General features: G+C 68.0%; 5 protein-coding genes. 4 read left to right on the top strand and 1 reads right to left on the bottom strand.

Features of this window, described 5'->3' with window-relative positions:
- Nucleotides 1-93: 93 nt before the first annotated feature.
- The gene (locus tag AB0M27_RS46120) at nucleotides 94-1,719 is read right to left on the bottom strand and encodes a CehA/McbA family metallohydrolase (protein ID WP_365732134.1); all 1,626 of its coding nucleotides are present in this window, start codon (nucleotides 1,717-1,719) and stop codon (nucleotides 94-96) included.
- Nucleotides 1,720-2,163: 444 nt separating this feature from the next.
- On the opposite strand from AB0M27_RS46120, the gene AB0M27_RS46115 reads away from it, so the two are divergent.
- From AB0M27_RS46115 to AB0M27_RS46100, 4 genes are all read left to right on the top strand, one after another.
- Complete coding sequence (locus AB0M27_RS46115; RefSeq protein WP_365732132.1) at nucleotides 2,164-2,976, top strand: alpha/beta hydrolase; 813 nt, start codon at nucleotides 2,164-2,166, stop codon at nucleotides 2,974-2,976.
- 1,202 nt (nucleotides 2,977-4,178) lie between these two features.
- Nucleotides 4,179-5,051: a helix-turn-helix transcriptional regulator gene (locus AB0M27_RS46110; RefSeq protein WP_365732130.1), complete on the top strand. Its 873-nt coding sequence runs from the start codon at nucleotides 4,179-4,181 to the stop codon at nucleotides 5,049-5,051.
- Nucleotides 5,048-5,299: a DUF397 domain-containing protein gene (locus AB0M27_RS46105; protein WP_365732123.1), complete on the top strand. Its 252-nt coding sequence runs from the start codon at nucleotides 5,048-5,050 to the stop codon at nucleotides 5,297-5,299. Before AB0M27_RS46110 ends, AB0M27_RS46105 begins: the two co-directional genes overlap by 4 nt.
- Before the next feature lie 83 nt (nucleotides 5,300-5,382).
- Nucleotides 5,383-6,210 carry an SAM-dependent methyltransferase gene (locus tag AB0M27_RS46100; protein ID WP_365732121.1) on the top strand — a complete coding sequence of 276 codons (828 nt, stop codon included), beginning with the start codon at nucleotides 5,383-5,385 and terminating at the stop codon, nucleotides 6,208-6,210.
- Nucleotides 6,211-6,301: the final 91 nt, after the last annotated feature.

Genomic DNA, 6,301 nt, shown 5'->3' with positions numbered 1-6,301 from the left:
TCCCGAGACGCTTCGCAGCCTTGGAGATACGCAGCAACTCCATGCACGCAACTATACATGCAACACTAAGGATTACTAACGAAGTTGGTGAGCCTACGTCGTGGTCAGGAAGACGGGGTTGGTCAGCGCGGCCATGGGACCGAACAGCAGGGCGTCCCCCATCGTATTGCCCTGCCCCGGGCTGCCGTCCGCCATCGGGTGCCGCACTTCGGCGCGTACGTACGCCGCGAGTGACGCCGTCGTCCGCCACACCACCGTGCCGGAGCCGGAGGCGTCCACCGATTCCTGGTGCATCTGGCCCTCGTCGGTGATGAAGCGGACGGTGCCGTGCGGTACGCCTTGGACGTCGAGGCGGACATCCACCGGCGCGTCGGCCGGCACGCTGAGCTCCTCGCCGATGCCGGCTTGTCTGCCATGGCCGCTGACAGTGAACGTCAGCTTGACGGAGGCCGACTCCGCGATCCAGTTACGGCCCGCTCGAATGCCGTCCATGACCGAGTCGGTGGCCAGGTCGTCCGCGTACACCACGTTGTGCGGCAGGCCGATGACCTGCGGATCGCTGTGCGCGTCGCTGTTGCCCATGGCCGGCAGCCAGCGCTTGCCGGTGCGGACGGCTTCGCCGAGCTTCTGGTCCCAGGTGCTGACCGCGTGCTCGTCGTCGTAGGTCCACGGGCCGGTCCACACCTCGGTGGCGTCGGCGTCGTCGAAACCGAACTTCCACTGGCAGGCCACGTACGCGCAGTACATGTGCGCGGGCACCACCAGGCCGCCGCCGCGGCGCACCTGGCGCGCGAAGCGACCGAAGGCGTCGTCGCGCGACCGGTAGCGCCAGTCGATCCACTCCCCGGGCGGTAGCCCGAGAGCCAGCCAGTGCCCGTTGCGCGTGGTGACCTCCTCACCCGTGATGACCAGCAGGTCCGGTCCGGCGTACTCGCCCCACACGCCGTGCGAGGCCGGGGTGTTGTGGTCGGTGGAGACGATGAAGTCCATCCCCGCGGCACGGGCGCCGGCCGCGACCTCACTCGGCAGGCGCTTGCCGTCGGAGTAGACGGTGTGCAGATGGCAGTCGCCGCGGTACCAGTCACGGCCGCGCCCCTTGGCCCGCTGCGGCGGGTACTTGTTCACATGGGCGGGACCAGGCTCGCCGTAGGTCAGGGTCACCTGGACCCGGTAGTTCATGCCCTGTGGCGCCACCTGGTACGGCCCGAGCACGACGTGCCAAGTGCCGGCGCCGACCGGGCCGGGCAAGTACCCCGGCGTGGCGTCACTGTTGGAGATCTCGAACGAGGTGCGGAAACCCCCGGACCAACCGCGGAAACCAAGGCCGCCCAGCGCGATGCCCCGCTCGTCGAACACGCCGATGTCGCAAGAGTTGCCCGGCGTGCCGGCAGGGACAGCCGGCCTGTCGTAGGAGTACGAGACGGCGATCTTCTGCACGCCCTCGGGCACTTCGACGGGCAGGTAGACGAAGTCCGCGGCCCCGGTCTCCAGGAACCCAGTGATGACACGGGTGGCCTCAGCACCGGACGGCGGGGTGCCGCCGGAGGAGCCGTCGGCGGCCTGCGCGAAGGAGACCGGGGCGAGGGTCAGGGCGGCTGCGCCGGCCACCCCCGCGGCAAGCAGCCGCCGCCGTCCCAGTCCAGCACCCGAGTCGTCGCCGCGCGCGGCGTCGGGTGCGAGGGAATCCGCGTTGTGCTCGCAGTGTCCGTCAAGGCACATGTGGTCCTCAGCAAGGTCGGTGGGTGCACGATGCATGCACCGGAAGCCCTCAGACCCTGATCCGGTTTGGTGGACGGCGGGTGATAGCCGACTGAAGGGTTTGCGACACGCGAGCATCGGGCTGCCCTCCGCGCGCCGGGCTCGTGCCTCGGAAGCGCTGTGCGGAGCTACCCGGTCGTCCCGCCCAATGCAAAAAACGCGCACGCATCCGCAACGAGAAGGGCTTGCGCCGGGCCAGCCGCACGGCTCTCGCCGCATGATCAGGAGGTCTCCGTCGCCTCTGCCGCCCGTGCCGCAGCGGTGGCTCCCCAGGCGGTATTCGAGCTCGACGCAGGAACCTGCCGTGCCGAGTATGACCGGACCCCACTCGAGGGCGGGCCGACACCTGCCGTGCCGGGCGAGGCCGCGTTGTCGTGACGCCCCCTGCACCGTTAGCGTCCGGGGATGGAGATCCCAGTGGGGCAAATGGTGGTCCACTACGTGGAGCACGGGACCGGTCGACCAGTACTGGTACTCCACGGCGCCGGCGTCGACCACCGCGAGGCTGAGGCTTGCTTCGAGCCGGTTTTCCAGGGTGTCGAGGGGCTGCGGCGGATCTATCCAGACCTCCCCGGAATGGGCCGGACCATCGCCCCCGAAACACTGCGCAGCGCCGACGACGTCCTCGACACGCTGCTCGACTTCGCCGACGAGGTCACGGGCGGGAGTGCGCACCTCCTCATCGGTCACTCGGCGGGCGCGTACTACGCACAGGCGATGGCCGCGAGGCGCCCGGCGCAGGTCGCTGGTCTTGCGCTCGTCTGTCCGTTGTTGCCAGGGCTGCGCGACGTTCCCGGGCACCGCGTCGTCGCCGGATCGGGTGCGATCGGTGACGACGTCTTCCGGAGCTATTTCGTGATCCAAACTCCGCAGATGCTCGAGCGGTACGAACGTTACGTGGCCCCAGCCGCCGCACTCGTCGACCAGGCGGCGCTCGAGCGAATCGGCGAACAGTGGGAGCTCACGCCCGATCATGCGCCGGTTTATGCGGGTCCGACAGTGGTCGTGGCGGGGCGGCTGGACTCGACGGTCGGGTATGCCGCCGCTGCCGACCTGGTCGGCCACTACCCGCACTCCTCGCTCGCTGTGGTCGACGACGCGGGACACGCCCTGCCCCACGAGCAACCGGAACTCCTGCGCGCCCTCCTCGCGGAGTGGCTCGCGCGCGTCGAGCGCTGGTCCCGCCGCGATGGCGGCGTGGCAAGCTCGTCACGTTGACCGGTGGCGTGGGTTCCCGTATGTGAGGCCTTGAGCACTGCCACGACGATCGGCCTGGCCCGGTCGTAGGCGGGACTTGGCGCTTCGTCGATGTCCTGCCACAGGTCGGCAGCCGCCCGCTCGTCGCGCGCACCGCGCGACCTTCGCTGGCGACGTTCGAGGCCGTCACGAGATCGCTGCCCTCGTGGGGGCGTGTGACCGCGCGGATGCGGCCTCGACCAGTACGAGGCCCTGGCGGCGAGTCAGGGCACGGACGCGGGCAAGGCAATCGTGGGCAGGAAGCGGCCGGGTGTACATGCCGGTTCATGGCGTCGATGCCGTTGGTGAACTGCCGCCGCACCTTGCGCCGCTCGGCGACGGGGTGGTCGCCGTGCCAGGCGCCGGCCTCGCTGCGCCGCGTCCGATTCCCCGAGGACTGGTGAGGGGTCACGGATCTCCAGCACGTCGTTGCGAGGACGCCCCGGTCGATTGCCTCGCTCAGCCCGAGTTCGGCCGGCCGGGCGAGATACGTCGACAACACCGCAAGCATGCCGTGAATGGGCTTCCGAGGCAGCGACGGCCGTGACGTACGGGACGAGGGCGGTCCGCTGCCTCACGTCGTCTCTTCCGGGCGGGTGGTCGGCGTGGGATCGGTGAGGTTTTCCGGCGCTGTTGTCCATTCGATGCCGCCTCGCCGCGGGGCCAGCCAGGCGACCGGCGCCGACGCCGTGCCCTCCGGTGCGATGGCGCGAAGGATTCCTCGCCGTCCTGTTGCGGAGTCCGTCACCATGTGGCCGAGCCATGGATGGGAGCGGTGCATCAAGCCCGTCGAGGTCACTGCTGCTCCGCGCGAGGAGTTGGTGCATGTGCCGTTTGACGAGGTGGTGAGGAGCGATGTGTGGGGGGACATGGTGGTTGCCTTCCCTTCGAGGCCGGGGCCGCGGGGATGTTGGAGCAGCGGCAATTGCCTTCCCGACAGGCGTGTGCGATTTGACGTGCGTCCTCGACGTTCGGTGGCGACAACTCGGCAAGTTTGACTGGTCGTTGACGGTGGGGGGCTGAGCGGTCCGGTTGGACCACTCGCGCATGTAACTATGCTCGCAGTCGACTTCACGTTGCAACTGCTTCCCTGATAATTTCAGCCAGACGGTATCCAGCTGATGTCATCATCAAGTCGCCATGGGGCGCGTCTTGGTGACGTACCGTCAGGGATGGGGGTTTGCGTGATGGAGGGTCGTTCGGGGGCGGGGACCAACGCGCCAACGGTTCTTCGGATGATCCTCGGCCGGCGGCTGCGGGAGAGGCGGCAGAGCGCCGACGTGTCGCTGGAGGACGCTGCCCGGGCCCTGCGGGTGAAGCCGCTGACCGTCCGGCGCCTGGAAAAGGCAGAGGTCGCTCTCAAGCCCCTGTACGTGGAGAGGTTGCTGGAGGCCTACGGAGCCGACCGGCAGGAGATCGACGAGTTCGTCGCCCTGGCCGAGCGGGCCAACGAACCGGGCTGGTGGCACGACTACCGCGATGTGCTGCCCAGCTGGTTCTCCGCCTACGTCAGCCTGGAGACAAGTGCCAGGACTCTGCGTACCTATGAGCCGCACTACGTCACCGGGCTGCTGCAGACGTACGACTACGCGCGCGCCGTCCTGCGCGGCGGTTTTCCCAATGACTCCGAGGAAGATCTGGAGCGGCGCATCCAGCTGCGGCTGCGCCGGCAGGAACTGCTGGAGAGCGAGGACGCGCCCACGCTGTGGGTGGTGATGGAGGAGGCCGTCCTGCACCGCGCTGTCGGCGGGGCAGAGGTGATGCGAGGGCAGATTGACCGGCTCCTCGAAGCCTCGGAGCTGGAACACATCAGCATCGACGTCGTTCCGTTCTCCGCAGGCGCCCATGTCGGCGCGTGTGCCCCCTTCACCTACTTCCGGTTCGCGGAGCCGGAGCTGCCCGACGTCGTCTACAGCGAGGTCCTTACCGCCTCGATGTACCTGGACCAGCGCTCGGATGTCGCCGCCCATCTGGAAGCACACAACCGGATGTCGCTGCTGACCTCCTCCGCGGACAGCAGGGCGCTGATGCAACGCATGCGCAAGGAGTACTCATGACCATAAGCCATGGCAGTGTCTACAACGGGATGCCGGCTTCCGACCTTGGTGAGCACGGCTGGGAGTGCCCGTGGAGCGGGCCCAACGGGGGCCAGTGCGTGGAGACGAAGCAACTCGCCGACGGCCGCATTGCGCTGCGCCAGTCGACCGATCCCTCGGGGCCCGCGCTGATCTACACCGCCGAAGAGATCAGCGCATTCCTCGAGGGAGTCAAAAAGGGCCTCGCCGATCATCTGACGGCCGGCTGAACCTCGGCGCGATCGGGAGAAGGCGCCGCCACGAGGTCGCCCGCCCCGGCTCTGTACGCCACGCAACTACGGAAGGGAACAGCATGAGCAGCTCGCCGGCCTCGCGGGACATCGACACCAGCAGGCCTCACTCCGCACGCATGTACGACTACTACCTTGGCGGCAAGGACCACTTCGAGGTGGACAAGCAGGCAGCCGAGACTGTCGCGGCCGTCTATCCCGGTATCTTTGTGTGCGCCCGTGAGAACCGGTCGTTCATGCACCGGGCGACTCGGGTTCTCGCGCGAGAGCACGGCATCCGCCAGTGGCTGGACATCGGCACCGGCATCCCCACCGAGCCGAACCTGCATCAGGTGGCCCAGTCCGTCGTGCCCGACGCCCGAGTCGTCTACGCCGACAACGACCCTCTCGTGCTGAAGTACGCCGAGCGCCTGATGCGCAGCACGTCCCAGGGCCGCACCGCGTACATCGAGGCCGACGTCAAGGACCCTACGTTTCTGCTCAACGCTCCCATCCTCTCAGAGGTGTTGAACCTGAACGAGCCGGTGGCGTTGTCCCTCAACGCCTTGATGCACTTCATCACCGACCAGCAGGACCCGTACGCGATTGTCAGCCGTCTGCTCGACGCCCTGCCCTCCGGCAGTGCCCTGGCACTGAGTCACTGCACGCCCGACTTTGATCCGTCCACCTGGCAGAAGGTCACCGACGTCTATATCAACGCGGGAACGCCGGTGCAGTTCCGCTCCCGCGCCGACGTCGCCCGCTTCTTCGACGGTCTGGAACTTCTCGAGCCTGGCATCACGATGGGTCACCGCTGGCGCCCCGAACCTCTGAGCGAAGACGGCGCCGCAGCTGAGCCGCCCACGGACGCTCAAGTCAGCCTGTGGACGGGTGTCGGCATCAAGCCCTAGTAGGACTCCGTTAGGTCTGTCTGCCTGCAGTGTTCAGGGGCATGAGGACTGTGTGGACGCACATGAAGTCAATCGTGTTCGGGCGACGTTG

Origin of the sequence: Streptomyces sp. NPDC052107 (assembly GCF_040680215.1) — a bacterium.
Lineage (GTDB): Bacteria > Actinomycetota > Actinomycetes > Streptomycetales > Streptomycetaceae > Streptomyces.
The sequence above is the reverse complement of the archived record's forward strand: the minus strand, read 5'-3'. Positions and strand labels throughout refer to the sequence as shown.